This is a genomic window from Nocardiopsis endophytica, assembly GCF_027706725.1.
In the GTDB taxonomy this organism is placed as follows: Bacteria; Actinomycetota; Actinomycetes; order Streptosporangiales; family Streptosporangiaceae; genus Nocardiopsis_A; species Nocardiopsis_A endophytica.
Window position 1 is genome coordinate 1 of the sequence record NZ_JAQFWQ010000078.1, and the last position, 17,727, is coordinate 17,727.

Genomic DNA, 17,727 nt, shown 5'->3' on the forward strand with positions numbered 1-17,727 from the left:
CCACCGGAAGGTTCCGGTGGCGCCCCGCCGTTGTCCGTCCTGTATGCACCCGTGTGCGCCTGTATCCCCGTTGATCTCGGGAAATGCGCCCCTAAAAACGGCCCGGTAGCGTCGTTTCCCCCGAGATCAACAAGGGGACGGCGGTGCGGGAGCGACGCCTCACCAACGGCCGCAGCGCGCCTGCAGTACGGCCAGTGCCGCTACGCCCGCCGTCGACGTGCGCAGCACCGTCGGCCCGAGCAGCGCGCGCTGGGCACCGGCGGCGTCGAACACGTCCAGCTCGTCCTCGGAGACCCCGCCCTCAGGGCCCACGGCCAGCACGATCCCCTCCCCGCCCTCGGGTGCGTCGGCGGAGTCAGCGCCGCCCCCGGCAGGGAGGGCCCCGGCGGGGAGGGCCACCTGCGACAGCGGCAGCCCGGCCTCCTCGTGCAGCACCAGCCCCAGGTCGGCCTTGGCGAGCAGCGCCGCGGCGCCGTCCCGGCCCACCGGTTCGGCGACCTCGGGGACCCGGGCGCGGCGGGCCTGCTTGGCGGCCTCCCGCGCCGTCGAGCGCCACTTGGCCAGCGACTTGGCGGCGCGGTCGCCCTTCCAGCGGGCGACGCACCGCTCGGCCGTCCACGGCACGATCCGGTCCACCCCGGCCTCGGTCATCATCTCCACGGCGAGTTCGCCGCGGTCCCTCTTGGGCAGCGCCTGCAGCACGGTCAGGCGCGGACGCGGCTCGGGCTCGGTGCGCCGTTCGCGCACCGCGCACACCACCGTGTCCTTGCCGACCTCGGTGACGGTGCAGCGGGCGCGCGTGCCCGCGCCGTCCACCAGGTCGACCTCCTCCCCCGGCGCGATGCGGCGCACCGCGGCCGCGTGCCGCCCCTCGGGGCCGCGCAGCACCGCGGTGTCGCCGTCCAGCCCGCCCTCCTCGGCGAGGAAGACCGGCGCGCTCATCAGCGGGCCCCGAAGGCGTCCCGCAGCCGGGAGAACAGCCCGCCGTGCCCGGGGCTGAACTTGCCCGGGGGCTGGGTCTCGCCGCGCAGCTCGGCGAACTTGCGCAGCAGCGCCTCCTGCTCCTCGTCCAGCTTGGCCGGGGTCTCCACGTCGACCTGGATCATCAGGTCGCCGCGCCCGCCGCCGTCCAGGTGCTTGACGCCCTTGTCGGCCAGGGTGATGACGTGCCCGGAGCCGGTCCCCGGCCGCAGGTCGATCTCCTCGGTGCCGTCGAGCGTCTCGAAGGTGAACGAGGCGCCGAGCGCCGCCGCGGTCATCGGCACCGTTATCGTGCAGTGCAGGTCGTCCCCGCGGCGCTCGAACACCGGGTGCGGGCGCTGCACGATCTCCAGGAAGATGTCGCCGCGCGGGCCGCCGTTGGGCCCCACCTCGCCCTCGCCGGCCAGCTGGATCTGGGTGCCGTCCTCCACGCCCGCGGGGATCTGCACCTTGCGGGTGACGCGCTCGCGCACGCGCCCCTCGCCCGCGCAGTCCGGGCACGGGTCGGTGATGACGCTGCCCTGGCCCGAGCACTGCGGGCACGGGCGGGTCGTCATGACCTGCCCCAGGAACGACCGGGTCACCTGGGACACCTCGCCGCGGCCCTGGCACATGTCGCAGGTGTGGCGGCTGGTGCCCTTGGCGGTCCCCTCGCCCTGGCAGGTGTCGCACAGGACGGCGGTCGGGAAGGTCACGTCCTTGGTGACGCCGAACGCGGTCTCGGACAGGTCCAGCTCGACGCGGATCTTGATGCTGCGCCCGCGCCGCACCCGGTCCCGCGCGCTGCCCCGTCCGCCCCCGGCCTGGCCGCCGAAGAAGGCGTTCATGATGTCGTCGAAGGGGAACCCGGCCGCGCCGAAGCCGCCGCCGGGGCCGCCCGCCCCGCCGCCGGGCGCGAACGGGTCGGCGCCCATGTCGAACATGCGGCGCTTGTCGTCGTCGGAGAGGACCTCGTAGGCCTGGGTCACTTCCTTGAAGCGCTCTTGGGTGGCCGGGTCGGGGTTGACGTCGGGATGCAGCTCCCGAGCGAGCCGACGGTACGCCTTCTTGATCTCGTCCTTGGACGCGTCCCGGCGCACACCGAGGATCTCGTAATAGTCTCTCGCCACTTACTGCCCCGCCAGAATCGAAGAAATGTACCGAGCCACCGCGCGTACCGCTCCCATCGTTCCCGGATAGTCCATGCGTGTCGGTCCGACCACCCCGAGCTTGGCCAGGGTCTGGTCGCCCATCCCGTACCCGGCGGAGACGATGGAGGTGCCCCTGAGGCCCTCGTAGGGGTTCTCCGCGCCGATGCTCACGGTCAGCATGGAGGGATCGCCCGCCTCACCGAGCAAACGGATCAGGACCACGTTTTCTTCCAGGGCCTCCAGCACGTCCCGCAGGCCGGCCGTGAAGCCCATCCGTGCCAGGTTGGCGGTGCCGCCGAGCACCACCTTCTCCTCGTGCCGCTCGACCAGGGTCTCCAGCAGCACCGACAGCACCGAGGCGGTCATCTGCCGGTCCTCGGGGGGCGCCTGTGCGGCCAGGTCGGCCACGGCGCCCGGCACGTCGGTGAGCCACTGCCCGGCGGTGGTCTGGTTGAGGACCTGGCGCAGCCGGTCCACGCCCTCCTCGTCCACGGCGTCCAGGTGGTCGATGACGCGCTGCTCGACCCGGCCGGTGTTGGTGATGAGGACCATCATCACCCGGTGCGGGCCCAGCGGCACCAGTTCCACGTGCTGGACGTAGGAGCGGGTGAGGGAGGGGTACTGGACGATGGCGACCTGCCGGGTGAGCTGCGCCAGCAGGCGCACCGTCCGGGCCACGATCTCGTCGAGGTCGACGGCGCCGCGCAGGAAGGTCTCGATGGCGCGGCGCTCGGCCGCCGACAGCGGCTTGACCGTGGAGAGGCGGTCGACGAACAGGCGGTAGCCCTTGTCGGTGGGGATGCGCCCGGCGCTGGTGTGCGGCTGGGCGATGTACCCCTCCTCCTCGAGGGCCACCATGTCGTTGCGGATCGTGGCCGGGGACACGCCGAGGGAGTGGCGCTCGGCGAGGGCTTTCGATCCCACCGGCTCGTTCGTGGACACGTAGTCCTCGACGATGGCACGCAGAACGGCCAGCTTCCGGTCGTCGAGCACGCGCTCACCTCCTGGCACTCCGTGGTCTTAAGTGCTAATTCTATGCGCCCCGGTCCAACCGCCTCGGGACCTGCCCCGACGGCGGACGCGGTCCGGGCCGCGCACGGCGCCGAACGCCCCGGCCAGGGCGCGGTACCGCGGTGGACCCTCCGGAGCATGGCACATGCGCGCACCCGGACGCCGCACCGCCGACACCCGGCGGCCACCTGCGCCGGAGGGCGTGGGCCCCGTGCGGGGCAGGGCGGGGACCGGCGAATCGCGCGGCACGGCGGGCCCGGATCGGCGGTCGGCCCGGGCGCCACGCCGACCTCATGGGCCCCACCCGCCGCACGTGGCCTTGCCCACCCCGCCGCTCCCCTGCGCCCGGGAGGCCGTGCCCGCACGGTGCGCGTCGCGGCGTCCGCGCCTTCGATCCCGGGTCCCCGCCTCCGAGCGCCGCTTCGGCATCCTGTCGGTGTCGTTCCCCGAGACCAACGGGTCTGGGCACCGGACAGCGGAGCGCGGCGCCTCGCGGGCGCGCAGACCCCGGACCGGCGCCCCGTCTGACGCTACAATCCCCGCCGTGCCTAAGAATTCCGACAGATACGGCTCGGACGTGCTGGCGGGCGACTGGCGGCGGCCGCACAAGGACCGTGTCGCCGAGGTCGAACTGGAGCCGGGGCTCGTCCTGGAGTCGGCCGACGAGGGCTTCTGCGGAGCCGTGGTGGCCTGGGACAAGTCGACCGTCACCCTGGAGGACCGGCAGGGCGCGACCCGCGTGTTCCACCTCGAGCCCGCGGCGTTCCTGGTCGACGGGCGGCCCGCGACGGCGGTGCGCCCCTCGGCCCCCTCGCCCTCCGGGCCGCTGCTCAGCGCCTCCGGGTCGGTGGCGGTGCGCGGGGCGTCCGCGCGCGTGGCGCGGGAGAGCCGCATCTACGTCGAAGGGGTGCACGACGCCGAGCTGGTCGAGCGGATCTGGGGGCACGACCTGCGCGTCGAGGGCGTGGCGGTGGAGTACCTGGAGGGGGTCGACCACCTCCCGGCCATCGTGGAGGAGTTCGGGCCCGGCCCGGAGCGGCGCCTCGGCGTGCTGGTGGACCACCTGGTGCCCGGGTCGAAGGAGAGCCGGATCGCCGAGCGGGTCTCCTCCCCGCACGTGCTGGTCACCGGTCATCCGTTCATCGACGTATGGCAGGCTGTGAAGCCCTCGGTGCTCGGCATCGGGGCCTGGCCGGAGGTGCCGCGCGGCACGCCCTGGAAGGAGGGGGTGCTGCGTGCACTGGGCATCCGCGAGGAGCCCGGGGAGGCGTGGCGGCGCATCCTCGGTGCCGTCCGGTCGTACAAGGACGTGGAACCCGAGCTGCTCGGGCGCGTCGAAGAGTTGATCGACTTCGTCACGGTGCCGCCCGCGATGCAAGACTAGGGCGGAACCGCAGGATCGGCGCGGCGCGCGGAGGCCGGGTGCCCGTCGGCGCCCTCCCGGGACCGCAGCACCACGCAATCGGCAAGCCATAGGGACGACATGAGCGAGACCCCGCCCAACCAGCACCAGCCCCAGGACCCCGCGCAGGGACCGGGCGGAGCCGCGCCCGGCGCGCCAGGCCCGGGAACCGGCGGCCGGCCGGGGTTCGCACCGCAGGCGCCGCAGCAGCCGCAGCACCAGCAGCCGCAGGGGCCGCCCCCGCAGCAGCCGCAGCCCGGCTACGGCCAGCCGACCGGCGGCCAGGCGCCTCCCGCGCCGCACCCCGGCGGCGGGTACCCCGGTGCGGCGCCGCAGCCGTCGCCGTACCAGCAGCAGCCCCCTCAGGGAGGGCCGCAGCAGGGCGGGCCTCGGATGGCGCCTCCCGGCGGCCCCGTTCCCCCCGGGGCGGGCGCCCCGGGCCAGGGGGCGCCCGGTCAGGCGGTGACGGGGCAGATGCCCGCGGTCGGTGCCGCGCAGGGCCCGGCGGTGCCCGGCTTCCCGGGCGGCGGCCCGGCCCCGGCCTCGGGCCCGGCGCCCTCGGCGGAGGACCCCACCTGGCCGATGATCGCCCACCTGTCGGGCATCGTGGTGGCCTGCATGGGGTGGCTGCCCGCGCTGCTGGTGCACGCCAGCCAGAAGCAGCGGTCGGCGTTCGCCCGGCACCACTCCTCCGAGGCGCTGAACTTCCAGCTCACCCTGCTCATCCCCTACGCCCTCGCGTGGATCGTCTACATTGTGCTGGCGTTCCTGACACCGACGGTGGTCTGGATCGGATCGGTGCTCATCGCACTGGTCTGGGGGCTGTCCATCGTGTTCGGCGTGCTGGCCGCCGCCAACGCCAACAAGGGCGGGTGGTACCGCTACCCGGTGGCCGTCCGCCTCGTGAAGTGACCGGCGCCGCCCGAGGCGCCGACCGACGACCGGCCCCTGCCCCTTCGGCCGGCGACCGACCCCTCTGCGTGCGCCGCAGAGCCCCGATGACCTGATCGACCTAGGAGTATCGACCATGGGTTACCCACCCCAGCCCGGCGGACAGCAGCCCCAGTACGGCCAGCAGCCGCAGCAGCCCGGCTACGGCCAGCCCGCCCCGCAGCAGCCGCAGCAGGGCTACGGCCAGCCGACCGGGGGACAGCCCGGGTACGGCCAGCAGCCCACCGGGGGCCAGCCGGGGTACGGGCAGCAGCCCGGCTACGGCCAGCCGACCGGCGGCCAGCAGCCGCAGCCCTACCAGCAGCAGTACCCCCAGCAGGGCGGCTACCAGCAGCCCGGCTACGACCAGGTGTACGGCCAGCAGGGCGGTTACCAGCAGGGGTACGGGCAGCAGGGCTACGGCCAGGAGTACGGCCAGATGCGGCCCGACGAGGAGGGCCTGGTCGCCGCGGCCCACATCGGTGGCGCGTTCATCCCGCTGCTGCCGATCATCCTGTACTTCGCCAAGAGCGACGCGTCGCCGTTCGCCAAGCACCACCTGGCCCAGGCGACCAACTTCCAGATCGCGATGATCATCGCCTACTTCGTCAGCGGTCTGCTGATGTTCGTCATCATCGGCATCCTCACCTACCTCGTCGCCCTCGGGCTGGCCATCTACTTCGGCATCAAGGCCAACTCGGAGGCCAAGAAGGGGGTCTGGTTCAAGTACCCCTTCGGCATCCCGGTCGCGAAGTAGGACCGGCCCCGCGTTCCGGCGGGGCCGTGCGGAACCGCCCTCAGGTGAGGTCGCGGACCACCGCGTCGGCAAGGAGACGGCCGCGCCGTGTGAGGACGGCGCGGCCGTCTTCGTGTGCCGTGGGGTCGAGCAGGCCCTCGTCGACGGCGCGCGCGGCGGCCGACCTCCCGTCGTCGTCCAGGAGGTCGAGGGAGCAGCCCTCGGCGATGCGCAGCTCCAGCAGGACGCGTTCGAAGCGGCGCTCGTCCTCGGTGAGCACCTCGCGCGCGTGGCCGGGCGAGATGCCCTGCGCCAGGCGGGCGGCGTAGGCGGCGGGGTGCTTGACGTTCCACCACCGGGTGCCGCCGACGTGGCTGTGGGCGCCGGGGCCGACGCCCCACCAGTCGCCCCCGGTCCAGTACAGGCGGTTGTGCTCGCTGCGGGCGCCGACGCCGCGCGACCAGTTGGAGACCTCGTAGGCGTGCAGGCCCGCGCCTGCCAGCATCGTGTCCGCGATCAGGTAGCGGTCGGCGAGCACGTCATCGTCGGGGGCCTGCAGCTCTCCCCGCCGCACGCGCGCGGCGAGGCGTGTGCCCTCCTCCACGATGAGGGAGTAGGCGGACACGTGGTCGGGTTCGGCTTCGAGGGCGGCCTCCAGGGAGGCGCGCCAGTCGTCGTCGGTCTCGCCGGGGGTCCCGTAGATGAGGTCGAGGTTGACGTGCTCGAACCCGGCCTCGCGCGCCCAGGCGGCGCACTGCTGGGGGCGCCCGGGGGTGTGGGTGCGCTCCAGCACCTCCAGCACGTGCGGGCGGACGCTCTGCATTCCGAAGGAGACGCGGGTGAACCCGGCGTCGCGCAGGCGCTTGAGGTAGTCGGCGTCGACGGTCTCGGGGTTGGCCTCGGTGGTGACCTCGGCGCCGGGGGCGAGCCCGAACTCCCGGTCGATCGCGGCCAGGACCCGGCCCAGGTCCTCGGGGGGAAGCAGGGTCGGCGTCCCGCCCCCGACGAAGACGGTGCGCACGGGCGGGCGCGCGTCCCCGAGCACCCGCCCGGCGAGGCGGACCTCGCGCACGGCGAGGTCGGCGTACCCGTCCCGGGAGGCGGTGGCGGTCCCGTCCCGGGAGACGAGCTCTTCGGCGGTGTAGGTGTTGAAGTCGCAGTACCCGCAGCGGGTGACGCAGAAGGGCACGTGGACGTACACCCCGAAGGGCCGCTCCCCGAGCCCTTCGAGCGAGGCGCCGGGCAGCGACCCGTCCGACGGAACGGGATCACCGTCGAGGACAACAGAAGGCATGCCTCCAGTGTCGGTGATCGGGGCCGATGCCCGGGACCGCGCCCGGTCCGGTGGTCTTGGCCGGGCCGGGCGCGGGTCCTTCACCGGTTCATCACCGCGCGGTTGTGGCGACCGCGCTCCGTTGGTCGGATCGGCGGGGGCGGTGGTTCCCCGGCCCGCTCCGGAGGCGGGGGCGCCGGGTCACACGGACATCGCCCGGATCAGGTCGGACCGTGCCCGGGCCACCCTGGAGCGGACCGTCCCGACCGGCACCCCCAGCTCGTCCGCCGCCTCGGCGTAGGAGTAGCCGTGGATGCGGGTCAGCACGAAGGCGCGGCGCCGTTCGGGGCTGATCCCGGCCAGGAGGCTGCCCAGGGCCACCTCCTCCTCGAAGCGGGCGCACCGGTCGGCCAGGAGGCCGGTGCGGGCCGGGTCCTCCGGCAGCTCCGTGGTCCGGGGGCGCGCGGCGCTCCAGCGGTAGCGGTCGGCCACGGCCCTGCGGGCGATCGACTTCAGCCAGGTGCGGACCGACGAGCGCCCGGCGAACCCGGGGAGCGCCGTCATGGCCCGCATGTAGGTCTCCTGGGTGAGCTCCTCCACCCACAGCGGGTCGACGCGGTGGGCGATGAACCGGGCCAGGTCCTCGCGGGTCTCGGCGATCAGGACCTCCAGTGCCCGGCCGTCGCCCCTGCCGGCGGTCCCGGCGAGGGCCGTCAGTTCCTCATCGTTCACGGCGCCGCCCCGGCTCCCGGAGCGGGGCGGATTCGTTGTGCACGGTGCTTGCAAAGCCGTTCCTCTGCTGTTGAGACGCGTCGCCGCGCGGCGGCCCCGCTCGTGCGGGCCGCGATGGCATGGCGACCGGCGCACCGGCGGAGCCGCGACGGCGGCCGGTGCGCACGACGGAGGCGGTCGGCGACGCGGCCGACCGCACGGTGGGCGGGTTCGCGCCCCTCCCGGCATCGGCGTTCCGGGTCCAGGCCTTCGGCCTCCAGCGGCCGGGGTGGTGGGACGGGCGTCGGGAGGGGTCAGCAGCAGAGGGGCGGGCCCCGCAGCACCACGGTGTGGCGCAGTCCGCGGGTGATGCGGCCCCCGTCGCCCCGGTCGGGGCGGCGTTCGGACGGGGGCGGCGTGGCGGCCGCGGCGCCGGAGCCTTCGACCAGCAGCACCGGCAGGATCAGTAGGCCGAGGAGGCGCAGCAGGCCGAACAGGGCGGCCTCCCCCTGGCGGAGCCACCATCCGCTGATCAATGCGGCGACGATGTGCGCGGCCGTCATGCCCGCTCCGCCGTCGGTGGCCGCCGACCCCATCTCGGCGGCCCCGGCGTGGTGGTGGCCCGCACCCGCTTGGACATAGGAGAACAGCAGGTGCAGGGCGAGCTGGCCCCACAGCATCAGGCCGCAGATCCCCGCCAGGCCGCGCTCGTCATCGGCGGCGGCCCAGGCCAGGGCGAAGAGCAGGAGGAAGCCTCCGAGGGGCCCCGCCGCCGGGATGGCGTGGCCGGACATGGCGGCGTGCCCCGCGGCGGACACGCCGACCGACACCGAGGCGAAGACCCCGGCGCGCACGGTGCGGAACTTCTCTGGCCCGGCCACGGTGCGCCCATCTTCGCACCGCCCGTTCCGGCCCGGCCACGGCCCCTGGGAACCGGACGGCACGGGCCGACACAGGGCCGGCGGAGAGCCCGGCCGAGGGGCCGCCGACCGCTCCCGCCCCACGAGAGCGGTGCCGCCCGGACCGGCTCCGGTCCTGGCGGCACCGCGCGGCCGGGATGCGCGGGCGCACCCCGGTCCGGGGTCATGCCGTATAGGCCAGCAGGCCCATCATCCCGACCTCACCGTGGTAGATGTTGTGGCAGTGCACCAGCCACTGGCCCGGGTTGTCGGCCTCGAAGTCGACCTTCACCGACTGGCCCGGCAGCACGATCACGGTGTCCTTCCTCGGGCCCCCGTCCGCGATCTGGAAGGTGTGGCCGTGCAGGTGCATCGGGTGCCACATCATGGTGGAGTTCTTGAACACCACCCGCACACGCTGGCCCTGTTCGCATGTGAAGGCGCCCTTCGTGGGGTCCTCGTGGTCGAACCGCCGCCCGTTGAGCGCCCAGTCGTAGGCGCCCATGCCGCCGGTCAGCTCGATCGTGTGCTCGGCCTCCGGCCCGCGCTTCTCCAGGCGCACCTCCGGGGCGGCCTTCAGCTCGGTGGCGTGCACGATCTTCCCGTCGAGCTCGTCGGGGCGCACGTCCTTCCCCGGGGCCTCCCCCGAGCCGGTGCGCACCAGCCCCAGTGCCGTGGCGTCCTTGCCCTCGGCCAGCACCACCAGCGGGAACACGCCGTCCTTCAGGGTCACCAGCACGTCGTAGCGCTCCCCCATGCCGAGCACGACCCCGTCGACCTCGCGGTGCTCGACCGGGTAGCCGTCGGTGTGGGTGATCGTCATCCGGTGCCCGCCCAGGACGACCCGGTAGGCGGTGTCGCCTCCGGCGTTGATCAGGCGCAGGCGCAGCCGCGCCCCCGGGTCGGCCTTGAACGTCCGCGGGTCGTCGGCGGGGCGCCCGTTGACCAGGTGCAGCGGGTAGTAGATGTCCCCGGCGTCGCCGCCCAGCAGGTCGCTGGAGGCGCCCATGAGGGTGTTGCCCATGCGCATCGGCCCGCCGCCGTCCATGCCCTCCATTCCGCCTTCGCCGCCGCCGTGGCCTCCGTGGCCGCCCCCGCCGCCGTGGTCCATGCCTTCGCGCACCTCCTCCAGCACGGCGTCGGGGGTGGTGCCGTCGATCCCGTCCAGCCAGTCGTCGAGCATCACCACCCACTCCTCGTCGTAGGCGAGCGGCTCGTCGGGGTCGTCCACGATGATCGGGGCGTACAGGCCCCGGTCGATCTGGGTGCCCACGTGCGGGTGGAACCAGTGGGTTCCCGGTGTGTCCACGATGAAGCGGTAGGTGAAGTCCCCACCAGGCTTCACCGCCTTCTGGGTGATGGGTGGGACCCCGTCCATGTCATTGCGCAGGGCCAGACCGTGCCAGTGGATGGAGGTGGGGTCCGGGAGCCGGTTCTCCAGCGTGGCCTTGAGGGTGTCCCCGGCGGAGACCCTGAGCTCCTCGCCGGGGAGCGCGTCCCCGAAGCTCCAGGTGCGCACGGTGCGGCCGCCGAGGTCCAGCTCGGACTCGGCGGCGCGCAGGGTGAACGCGCGCTCCTTGCCGGTGCCTGCGCGCTCCTTCTCGACGGCGTCGACGATGGCGTCGCCGGGGGTGACCAGGGCCCCGCCGGGGGAACCCGCGGAACCGGTGCGGCCGCAGGCCGCGAGCAGGCCCAGACCGGAGACGGCGGCGCCTGCGCCGATGAAGGACCGGCGGTTGATTTCGGGCATGGCTGAACTGTCCTTCGCGTGAAAGGGGTGTACGGATCGGCGTGGGGAGGCGCCGGGTATTAGATCCGCAGGATCGACAGTTCTGCCAGCTCGGGCGGGGTGGGCACGGCCGCGCGCGCGGCGTGCGGCAGGGGGAGCGGACGCGGTGCCGGGCCGGGGAGGATGAGCCGGGCGCGGGGCGGAAGGGCCACGTCGACGGTCACCTTGGCGCTCTGGCAGGTGCCCGACGCCGGGCCGCAGTCGTCCTGGCCGCCGTGGTCGTGGCCGGGGGGCACCGCCGCCTCGGGGTGCGCGGGGGCGCGGTCCCCGGTCGCACCGGGGTCGGGGGCGGCGTGATCCGCGGCGGCCGCCGGAACCCCTCCGGACGGGCCCTCGGAGCGGCCGTCCGCCGCCGTGCCGTCCCCGGGCCGGTCGATGTCGGCGATCCCGGGGTGGGCGTGCGGGGCCTCTGCCGCCGCTTCCCCTGCTGCCGCTGCCGCGGCGGGGGCCGTAGGAGGCGTCTGCAGCGCCTGCCGGGGCACCGACCCGTGGTGCACGAGGAGCGCGAAAGCCGCGAGCATCAGGGCCGCGACCACGGCCGCGTACGCCCCGGCGGGGCGGCGCGCCGCGCGCGCACCCGTCCTCGTCGGCCGCATCGTCACCCGCCCTCCCTGTCCGCTCCGCTCCCAGCGTGCCGTATGAACCGGCCGCCCGCCGCCACTCACCCCGTGGTGCCCCTCACAGCAGGAGCAGGAACGCGAGATGGTGCAGCTCGACGCAGGTCGAGGCCACTCCCCCGGAGGCGACGCCCGTCCCGCCCAGGAGGGCCGGCCCCGCCACCGGGTTGGCGGACGGGGGCTCGTCCAACAGCGCCTCCACCCGCCGCACGACCTGGTAGTCGGCCAGCCCCGGGTGCCACGAGGGTCCGGGCCCCGGCGCGGCCAGGGAGACCTGGGCGATGGTGCGGGCCACGAGGCCGCGGTCGCCGACCGCCGCGGCCGCCTCCTCGTCGGCCCAGCGCTCCAGGTCGAACCGGAGACGGCGGTGCACCGGCGCCAGCGGCGGGAACAGGGCGGCGGCCAGGGCCCCCGCGGCGGCGTAGACGTGGTGGCGGTGCCGCAGGTGGGCGTGCTCGTGCCGGAGCACCACGCTGAGCTGGTCCCTGCCGAGCATGCGCAGCAGCCCGCGGGAGAGCATGACGCCTCCGCGCCGCCCGGGCACCGCCATGGCCATCGGCCGGTCGTCGGCGACCACCCCCGCGCCGTCGCCGTGCCGCCGGACCTCGCGCATGCCGCGCCACCAGCGCAGCGCCAGGAGTGCGGTGCCGACCGCGCCCACGGCGAGCAGCGCGAGGGCGAGCACGCCGACGGGGGCGGGGACGGGCCCATGCTCCAGCAGCAGCCGCCCCCTCTCGGGTCCCGACACCGTGTCCGGGGGCAGCACCCCGGCGAGGAAGGCCCCGCCGAGCAGTCCGGCCGTGCTGACGGCGGTGAGGGCCGCCGACACGGCGAGCACCGCCAGCAGCCGCGCCGACCAGGCGGGGTGGATCGGGAGCGGGAGCCGTGCCAGGGCCAGGGCGGGCACCACGAGGAGGAGGGCCGGGGCGAGGGTGTACCAGGTCATGGCCCGTCCGGCCGCCCTTCACGGCCCTGCCGGGGCGGGGTGCGCGGGGCGTCCGCGCCGGAGGGGGGCGGGGAGGCGTCCGGGGACGGCTCCCGCTCCAGGACCGCGCGCAGCGCGGCGGCCTCCTCGGCGCTGAGGCCGTGGACGAACTGGTTGAGGACGCCCGCGGGGTCGCTGGCCACGCGGAGGTGGTCGAACATGCGCTCGGCGGCGAGCCCGCTCTCGTCGACCGTGAGGCGGTAGACGTAGGCCCGGCCGCGCTGGGAGCGCTCGACCATCCCCTTGTCGTACAGGCGGAACAGCACGGTGTTGACCGTGGTGTAGGCGGGGTCGCCGTCGAGCCGCTCGCGCAGCTCGCCGGTGGACAGGAAACCGTCGGTCTCCGCCAGCACCGCCAGCACCTCGGCCTCCAGCTGTCCGAGCCTTCTTCGTGACATCGATCCCTCAAGCATCATCGGGTTGCGGCCGACCCCCCTCATTGTCGCCCACGCGCCGGTCCGCCGCGGCGCGCGCGGGAAAGGACGGATCAGGTCTTGAACCCGATGTGCAGGTGGTCCTCGTGCACGGTGTCGGTGAAGGCGGCCCCGTCGGGCGTGCTGAGCGCCCATGGGCCGCCGACCTCGGTCGCCCCCTTCTCCAGGGCGAGCTCCATCAGCGTGCGCACCGGCCCCCGCTCGCCTACGAGCCGCTGGTCGGAGACCGTGGCGCCGTCGACCGCCCAGATGTCGACGGCGCGCCCCTGGGTGTGGTTGCTGACCGAGGAACTGCCGAAGACGTTGTCGGGGTGCCCGGTGGCCAGCACGGCGACCGAGATCGGGGCCTCGAACGCCAGGTCGAGCATCATCCGCAGGACGCGTTCGTCGATGCGCCCGGAGGTGATGTCCCCGCGCGCGCTGTCGGGCAGGGTGATCCGCTCTGAGGCGAGCACCTCGGCGGCGACCGGGGAGGCGCCCGGTCCGGCGGCGTCGGGGGACGGCGGGCCCGACGCGTCCGAGGGGCCGCCGCTCCCACCGGGCGGGTCACCGGCGGAGGCGACCTCCTCGACCTCCCACGCGCCACCGCCCCGGGCAAGGCGGACGTCGACGACGCGGGTGGTGGACGTGAGGCCGGCACCGCTGAGCACGCTCGTCCGGACCACGGCCATGATCGAGGCGCGGTCCTCGGTCAGCCCGCCCAGCTGGGGGTAGACCACCTGGGCGGCGGCCGACGCGTCGGCGTCGAGCAGGGACAGGCCGTCGGTGACGGCGGCGCCCGCGCCGTCACCCGCCCCCGCCTCCCTGAGCCGGTCCCGGGCGGCCTCCGCGGTGCCCTCGCCCGGCCCGTAGTTGAGCACCGCCTCAAGGAAGCGCACGGCGGCCCGTTTCACGTCGGGCGCGGGTTCGCCCTCGGCGACCCGGTAGGGCTGGACCTCCGGCAGCGCGGGGGCGCTCGGTGCCGACGGGTCGTCGGCGCTCGGGCCGTCGGCGTCCGAGGCGCAGGCCGCCAGCAGCGGGAGGGCGGCGAGGAGCGCGAGCAGGCGCATGCGGGTTCGGCGGGAGGAGCCGTTGGAGCGGCCGGAGCGGCCGAGGGGGCGGCGGCGCGGGGACGGGACGTGGTCGGGACGGGGCATGGGTCAGACGGTCCGTTCGAGGGAGATGCCGCGGACGTCGAGTTCGGCCTCGGTGACGAAGGCCTCGGCGGCGTGGCGGACCATGGCCACGCCTTCGCGCCATCGGTCCTCGATGCGCGGCCGGTGCGGGTCGAGGGCCTGGAGGATCAGGAGCCCGATCTCGTCGACCCCCGCGGCGGCGGTGAGCGTGGAGCTTCCGGAGAAGCGCGGGTTGATCTCGAAGACGCGCGGTACGCCGTCGGGACCGATGCGGAGCTGGACGTTGAACGGCCCGTCTGCGCCGAGCGCGCGCGCAACGCGGGTGCAGGTCCGGGTGACGGCCTCGTCGCGGCGGCTGATCGCGTAGCGGGAGGAGCCGTCCTTGAGCACGACCTCCTTGGGGACGACCGCCTGCACGCGGCCGTCGCGCCACACCACGACGCTGACGGAGAACTCGGGGCCGTCCACGTACTCCTGGATGATCATGGCGCCCGGTTCCTCAGGGGCCGCGGCCAGGGCCGCTTCGAGCTCCTCCGGGGTGCGGACGATGCTGACGCCCCGGCTCCCCCGGCCGGTCCGCGGCTTCACGATCAGGGGGTAGGCCAGATCCCCGGGGCCGAACCGGGCCAGGCGGGTCGGCGGAACCCCGATGCCCGCCTTGTCCAGGGTCTCCATCAGCGCCAGCTTGTCGAGGCAGACGGAGACCATCCCGAGGCGCGGGAGCAGGACCTCAAGGCCGCACCCGCTCAGCTCCCAGGACGGGACGAGCTCCTCGTCGACCAGCGGCACGACCGCCCGCACCGCCTCTGCCGAGCAGATGCGGCGCAGCTCGGGGACGAAGTCGGGGCTCGTCCCGACGGGGACCACGTGGCCGCGGTCCGCCAGGTACAGCCCGGGGGCACGGGAGTCGGCGTCGACGGCGACGACCCGGAAGCCCTGCCGCCGCAGGCGGAGGATCTTCCCGGCGGTCCCCTCGGCGCCGGCCGCCGTCACCAGCACGCTCACCTGCTTGTCCAGCATGGGTGTCCCTTCCTCTCAGCTCGGCGGGCGGGCCCGGGGGCCGGCCCGCAGGACGGTGCGGGCCGCCTCCCGGGCGGCGCCGGGCCGCGCGGTGGCCGTGTCCCGGGCGGGGAGCGAGGGGGGCGCCTCCCCGCCCGGACTCCCCCTACTATTACACATGTAGTAGATTGGCGCGCATGCCTTCCCCAGCCCCTTCGGAGACACCGGCGGTGTCGCTGCGCGCCATGGAGCTCGACGACGTGCCGACCGTCGTGCGCCTGCACCGGGCCAACCTGCCCAGCGGGTTCTTCGTCGAGCTCGGCGACCGCTTCCTCGGCCGCTACTACCGCTCGTTCCTCACCAGCCCCGCCGCGGTGGCGCTCGTCGCCGAGAGCGGCGGCGCCGCCGCGGGGTTCCTGGTCGGCAGCACCGACGAGGCCGCCCACCACCGCCACCTCATGCGGTTCAGCCGCTGGGACCTGGCCCGCGCGGGGCTGGCGTCGCTGCTGGTGCGGCCCGAGCTGACGGCGAGGTTCATGCGCACCCGGGCCCGGCGCTACCTGCGGGGCATGCGCCGCTCCCCCGGGCCGGGCCCCGCCGGGAGCGGCCGGAACGCGGACGGCGGCGGAGGCACGGGCGGCGGCGAGGGCACAGGCGGTGCGCCGCTCCGCACCGGCGTGCTCAGCCACATCGCCGTCGACAGCGGGGTGCGCCGCAGCGGGGTCGGCGCGGTCCTGGTCGGCGGGTTCACCGGCATCGCGCGCGTGCACGGCGTGGAACGGCTGCGGCTGTACACCGGGCACGACAACCAGGCGGCGCAGCGCTTCTACCGGCGGCTCGGGTGGGAGGAGCAGCCGGTGCAGCACGACATCGACGGCGTGCCGTGGACGCCGTTCGTCCTCGACCTGTGACGCGCCGCCGACCGGCCGCGCCCCCGGTACCGCGGACCGGCGCGGTCAGCGGAACTCGTGCACGACCTGGATCTCGCCGACGATGTGCGCGTTGAACTCGTCGAGCTCTTCGGTCGGGACCCAGAGTTCGAGGATGGTCCTTCCCCCGGCCTGCCGGACGGGGTAGCGCTCCAAGAACGCCGAGTCGACCTCGAAGCGCGTCACGAACCCCGCCCCATCGTGGCGGACGTTCCAGTCCCGGGCGATCCTGATCGCGTAGTCCTCGTTGAGCACGGGGTAGAAGATGGGCTGCTCCGGAAGGCGGGGCGGCCAGGCGCGCCAGCCGAGTTCGCGGACCAGATCCAGCTCGACCGGGCCCGTCGGACGCCACAGGGTCGTCGTCGCCCGCCCGGACGAAGGGCCGGGTGCGGTGCCGGGGGCCGGGCCGGACATGAGTGCGCTCCGTTCTGTTGCCGAATCTGTCGCCGAACCCCGCCATGATGGCGGACATGGACACGGATAACACCTCGATTTCGACCGAAGCCGCCTCCGAGGGCGGGCCCGGCCCCGGGTACGACGAGGCGGCGGAGGAAGCCGAAGAGTGCGCGCGGCTGCTGGTCCGCCGCGGATTCACCTCGTTCGAGACGGCGGTCCAGGAGGTCGCCCATGAGTTCGGCGACCGGCTTCCGGCGGCACGCGCCCGGAACATCGTCGAGGACGTCTGGGAGGAGGCCGTCCGCGCGCTTCGAACCGCCGCCGGGCCGACCGACAACGACCGCCTGGACTCGGTCTTCCGGGAGCTGCGCAAGAGCGGCATCGAGGCCCTGCAGGACTTCTCCTGCTGCCAGACCTGCGCGCTGGATGCGATCGCCCCGAGCGGGGACAGGGATCGCGGTTACGTCTTCTACCACGGCCAGGACACCGACCGGGCGATCGGCGGCGGCGGGCTGATGCTGTCGTACGGGGCCTTCGGCGGCGACGAGGAGGCGGCCACCGCGATCGGCCGCGAGGTGGTCGGGCTGATCGGTGAGGCCGGCCTCACCGCCCACTGGGGCGGCGACCCGGGCAAGCGGATCGAGATCTCCCCCATGAATTGGCTCCGCCGCCTGCCCGGGTAGCGCCCCAGGAGCGGACCGGCGCGCGGGCGTGGCAGTTTCCCGGGGAAACGTGTCCGTCCTGCCACTGGGAACGGGATGCGGTGGGGCAATAGCTTTCAGGGCGCACCGGCCGTCGCCGGATTCTCCACCGTTCCTGAAGGAGCCTCGATGCGCCCCAGTACAGCCGTGCCCGCCGCAGGTCCCCCGATCCCGGGCAGGGCCCCTGACCCGCGCCCCCGCCCGGGAGCGGCGAGCTGACCATGGCCAAGCTGTTCCTCTCCCTGCACGTCATCGCCGCGATCATCGCCATCGGCCCGGTCACCGTCGCCGCCAGCATGTTCCCCCCGGCCCTGCGCCGGGCCCACGCCTCCGGCCCTCCGCACGAGGGACTCGGCACCCTGCGCCTGCTGCACCGGCTCTGCCGTGTCTACGCCTACGTCGGCATCGCCGTGCCGGTCTTCGGATTCGCCACCGCGAGCGCGCTGGGGGTGCTCGGCGACACGTGGCTCCTCGTGTCGATCGCCCTGACCGCCGCGGCCGCGGGCGTCCTCGCCCTGAAGATCCTCCCCGTCCAGGCCCGCGAGGTCGCGGCCCTGGACGGAGCGGAGGCCGGGGGCGGCTCCGTGCCGCCCGGCCGCCTGGCCATGGTCACCGGGGTGTTCAACCTTCTCTGGGTGGTGGTCACGGTCCTGATGATCGTCCGGCCCGGCTCGACCACCGGGGTGTGA

General features: G+C 74.6%; 19 protein-coding genes. 6 read left to right on the top strand and 13 right to left on the bottom strand.

Features of this window, described 5'->3' with window-relative positions; genetic code table 11:
• Positions 1-159 precede the first annotated feature (159 nt).
• Genes O4J56_RS22450 through hrcA form a run of 3 tightly spaced genes read right to left on the bottom strand, consistent with a single transcriptional unit; the run spans position 160 to position 3,104 of the window.
• Positions 160-942 (bottom strand): 16S rRNA (uracil(1498)-N(3))-methyltransferase, encoded by a 783-nt coding sequence (locus O4J56_RS22450; protein ID WP_270688429.1) that lies wholly within the window; start codon positions 940-942, stop codon positions 160-162.
• Positions 942-2,090 carry a molecular chaperone DnaJ gene (gene dnaJ / locus O4J56_RS22455; protein ID WP_270688430.1) on the bottom strand — a complete coding sequence of 383 codons (1,149 nt, stop codon included), beginning with the start codon at positions 2,088-2,090 and terminating at the stop codon, positions 942-944. The genes O4J56_RS22450 and dnaJ overlap by 1 nt, the downstream gene beginning before the upstream one ends.
• Positions 2,091-3,104: a heat-inducible transcriptional repressor HrcA gene (hrcA, locus tag O4J56_RS22460; RefSeq protein WP_270688431.1), complete on the bottom strand. Its 1,014-nt coding sequence runs from the start codon at positions 3,102-3,104 to the stop codon at positions 2,091-2,093.
• A gap of 595 nt (positions 3,105-3,699) precedes the next feature.
• Between hrcA and O4J56_RS22465 the strand changes: the two genes are divergently transcribed.
• The 3 genes from O4J56_RS22465 to O4J56_RS22475 all read left to right on the top strand — a co-directional run bounded on the left by O4J56_RS22465 (position 3,700) and on the right by O4J56_RS22475 (position 6,211).
• Positions 3,700-4,506 carry a DUF3097 domain-containing protein gene (locus O4J56_RS22465; protein WP_408639162.1) on the top strand — a complete coding sequence of 269 codons (807 nt, stop codon included), beginning with the start codon at positions 3,700-3,702 and terminating at the stop codon, positions 4,504-4,506.
• 99 nt (positions 4,507-4,605) lie between these two features.
• Entirely contained in the window at positions 4,606-5,436 is an 831-nt protein-coding gene (locus O4J56_RS22470) for a DUF4870 domain-containing protein (RefSeq protein WP_270688433.1), read from the top strand.
• Between the two features lie 115 nt (positions 5,437-5,551).
• Positions 5,552-6,211, top strand: coding sequence for a DUF4870 domain-containing protein (locus O4J56_RS22475; protein ID WP_270688434.1), 660 nt, complete (start codon positions 5,552-5,554; stop codon positions 6,209-6,211).
• A gap of 40 nt (positions 6,212-6,251) precedes the next feature.
• Here O4J56_RS22475 and hemW read toward each other — a convergent pair whose 3' ends face one another.
• The 9 genes from hemW to O4J56_RS22520 all read right to left on the bottom strand — a co-directional run bounded on the left by hemW (position 6,252) and on the right by O4J56_RS22520 (position 15,033).
• On the bottom strand, positions 6,252-7,484 hold the full coding sequence (gene hemW, locus O4J56_RS22480; protein ID WP_270688435.1) for a radical SAM family heme chaperone HemW: 1,233 nt from the start codon (positions 7,482-7,484) through the stop codon (positions 6,252-6,254).
• A 180-nt stretch (positions 7,485-7,664) separates the two neighbouring features.
• Positions 7,665-8,195: a sigma-70 family RNA polymerase sigma factor gene (locus O4J56_RS22485; RefSeq protein ID WP_270688437.1), complete on the bottom strand. Its 531-nt coding sequence runs from the start codon at positions 8,193-8,195 to the stop codon at positions 7,665-7,667.
• Between the two features lie 293 nt (positions 8,196-8,488).
• Positions 8,489-9,055 carry a hypothetical protein gene (locus tag O4J56_RS22490; RefSeq protein ID WP_270688439.1) on the bottom strand — a complete coding sequence of 189 codons (567 nt, stop codon included), beginning with the start codon at positions 9,053-9,055 and terminating at the stop codon, positions 8,489-8,491.
• Positions 9,056-9,257: 202 nt separating this feature from the next.
• Positions 9,258-10,823, bottom strand: coding sequence for a multicopper oxidase family protein (locus O4J56_RS22495; RefSeq protein WP_270688440.1), 1,566 nt, complete (start codon positions 10,821-10,823; stop codon positions 9,258-9,260).
• A 59-nt stretch (positions 10,824-10,882) separates the two neighbouring features.
• Positions 10,883-11,458 carry a hypothetical protein gene (locus O4J56_RS22500; RefSeq protein ID WP_270688441.1) on the bottom strand — a complete coding sequence of 192 codons (576 nt, stop codon included), beginning with the start codon at positions 11,456-11,458 and terminating at the stop codon, positions 10,883-10,885.
• An 82-nt stretch (positions 11,459-11,540) separates the two neighbouring features.
• On the bottom strand, positions 11,541-12,425 hold the full coding sequence (locus tag O4J56_RS22505) for a M56 family metallopeptidase (protein ID WP_270688442.1): 885 nt from the start codon (positions 12,423-12,425) through the stop codon (positions 11,541-11,543).
• Positions 12,422-12,862, bottom strand: coding sequence for a BlaI/MecI/CopY family transcriptional regulator (locus tag O4J56_RS22510; protein WP_270688444.1), 441 nt, complete (start codon positions 12,860-12,862; stop codon positions 12,422-12,424). Before O4J56_RS22510 ends, O4J56_RS22505 begins: the two co-directional genes overlap by 4 nt.
• Before the next feature lie 89 nt (positions 12,863-12,951).
• Positions 12,952-14,034, bottom strand: a complete 1,083-nt coding sequence (locus tag O4J56_RS22515) for a hypothetical protein (protein WP_270688446.1) — start codon at positions 14,032-14,034, stop codon at positions 12,952-12,954.
• A 3-nt stretch (positions 14,035-14,037) separates the two neighbouring features.
• Positions 14,038-15,033 carry an ATP-grasp domain-containing protein gene (locus tag O4J56_RS22520; RefSeq protein WP_270688447.1) on the bottom strand — a complete coding sequence of 332 codons (996 nt, stop codon included), beginning with the start codon at positions 15,031-15,033 and terminating at the stop codon, positions 14,038-14,040.
• Between the two features lie 176 nt (positions 15,034-15,209).
• On the opposite strand from O4J56_RS22520, the gene O4J56_RS22525 reads away from it, so the two are divergent.
• Positions 15,210-15,923: a GNAT family N-acetyltransferase gene (locus tag O4J56_RS22525; RefSeq protein ID WP_270688448.1), complete on the top strand. Its 714-nt coding sequence runs from the start codon at positions 15,210-15,212 to the stop codon at positions 15,921-15,923.
• A 45-nt stretch (positions 15,924-15,968) separates the two neighbouring features.
• On the opposite strand, the gene O4J56_RS22530 is transcribed toward O4J56_RS22525, so the two are convergent.
• Complete coding sequence (locus O4J56_RS22530; protein WP_270688450.1) at positions 15,969-16,355, bottom strand: ADP-ribosylation/crystallin J1; 387 nt, start codon at positions 16,353-16,355, stop codon at positions 15,969-15,971.
• Positions 16,356-16,411: 56 nt separating this feature from the next.
• On the opposite strand from O4J56_RS22530, the gene O4J56_RS22535 reads away from it, so the two are divergent.
• Both O4J56_RS22535 and O4J56_RS22540 read left to right on the top strand, forming a co-directional pair.
• On the top strand, positions 16,412-17,020 hold the full coding sequence (locus O4J56_RS22535) for a DUF6891 domain-containing protein (protein ID WP_270688452.1): 609 nt from the start codon (positions 16,412-16,414) through the stop codon (positions 17,018-17,020).
• A 239-nt stretch (positions 17,021-17,259) separates the two neighbouring features.
• Positions 17,260-17,727 carry a hypothetical protein gene (locus O4J56_RS22540; RefSeq protein ID WP_270688454.1) on the top strand — a complete coding sequence of 156 codons (468 nt, stop codon included), beginning with the start codon at positions 17,260-17,262 and terminating at the stop codon, positions 17,725-17,727.